The 1,434-nt window shown below is 62.1% G+C and carries 3 protein-coding genes; all 3 read left to right on the plus strand.

Annotated features, from left to right (window positions below; translation table 11 throughout):
• Window positions 1–284, plus strand: a 284-nt coding sequence (locus V6C16_RS13245; RefSeq protein WP_333543435.1) for an SMP-30/gluconolactonase/LRE family protein, incomplete at its 5' end; no start/stop codon positions are given.
• Window positions 285–296: 12 nt separating this feature from the next.
• Window positions 297–509 (plus strand): tautomerase family protein, encoded by a 213-nt coding sequence (locus V6C16_RS13250; protein WP_333534923.1) that lies wholly within the window; start codon window positions 297–299, stop codon window positions 507–509.
• A gap of 20 nt (window positions 510–529) precedes the next feature.
• On the plus strand, window positions 530–1,434 hold a 905-nt coding region (locus V6C16_RS13255), incomplete at its 3' end, for an MBL fold metallo-hydrolase (protein WP_333543436.1).

The raw sequence follows: 1,434 nt of genomic DNA on the forward strand, positions 1-1,434 counted from the left end.
TCCCCGCGCCGGATTCCATGCGCGTGGACGCCGACGGCAACGTGTACGTCGCGGTCTACGGCCAAGGCCGGGTGCTCGTCTTCAACCCCAACGGAATACCCATCGGCCAGGTGCTGCTGCCCGGGCGCGAGCAGGGACGCAACCTGCGCTCCACGAGCTTGGCCATCAGCCCCGATTCCAACGATTTGTACGCTGTGACCAGCGACCATGCCGGCGAGCGGGGTTCGATCATTTTCCACGCCAAAGTGTTCGCCAAGGGGCTCCGGCCTTTGAGCGCGCAATAATCGGGAGAAACCATGCCTCATATTGATATAAAAATGCTCCCCGGGAGACCGGCGGAACTGAAAGAAGAACTGGCCCGCAAAACCAGGGAAATGGTAGCCACGACCCTCGGGGTCGATCCGGGCATCATCTCCGTGTCCGTGCAGGACGTGCACCTGGAAGACTGGGACAAGGCCATGCAAACCATCGCGCCGGAGACCATTATCATCCGGAACGGCAGCCAATGATGCCAAGGTGGATGCGAAAAATGCTCCTGATTTTGTGTCTCGTCGCCATCGCCGTAGCCATCGGCGCCTACGCGGTGTTCAAGCAGCAAAAGTTCGGCGCGTATCCCGAGGGGGAACGTCTCGCAAGGGTGGAGGCCTCACCGCATTACCGGGACGGTGAGTTTCAGAATACGGTTCCCACCCCCATGCTGGTTGAAGGTCAGAGTTCTATCGGGATCATGCTCGGAAATCTCTTTTCCCGCAGCCCTGAGCGGCTGCGGCCGGAACAGGCGCTGCCGGTGGAGCGGCCCGACCTCAAGGCCCTGGACACGGACAAGGACGTGCTGATCTGGCTCGGGCACTCGTCGTATTTCATGGTGCTCGGCGGCAAGCGGATCCTGGTGGATCCGGTCTTCAGCGGGTACGGCGCGCCGTTTTCGATGTTCAACAAAATCTTCCCCGGCACGGACCTGTACACGGCGGATGACATGCCGCCCATCGACTACCTGCTCATAACCCACGACCACTGGGACCACCTGGATTATCCGACGGCCACGGACCTCTTGCCCAAGGTGGGCAAGGCGGTCATGCCGCTCGGCGTGGGTGCGCATTTCGAACGTTGGGGATACCCGCAGGAGAAAATCCTGGAGGCGGACTGGAACAGCGCCCTGCGCCTGGATGACATGCTCACCGTGCACGTGGTTCCGGCCAGGCACTATTCCGGGCGCTCCTTTACCCGGAACAAAACCCTGTGGGCGGGCTTCGTCCTCGAGACGCCGGAAACGCGCGTTCTGCTGAGCGGCGATACCGGCTACGGCCCGCATATCAACGAACTGGCAGCAAAATTCGACGGCTTCGACCTCGCGGCCATTGACGGCGGCCAGTACGACCCGCGCTGGCCCCTCATCCACATGACGCCCGAGCAAGCCGTGCAGTCCGCCGGGGA

The sequence above is a fragment of the Desulfovibrio sp. 1188_IL3213 genome, assembly GCF_036763145.1.
GTDB lineage: Bacteria > Desulfobacterota > Desulfovibrionia > Desulfovibrionales > Desulfovibrionaceae > Desulfovibrio.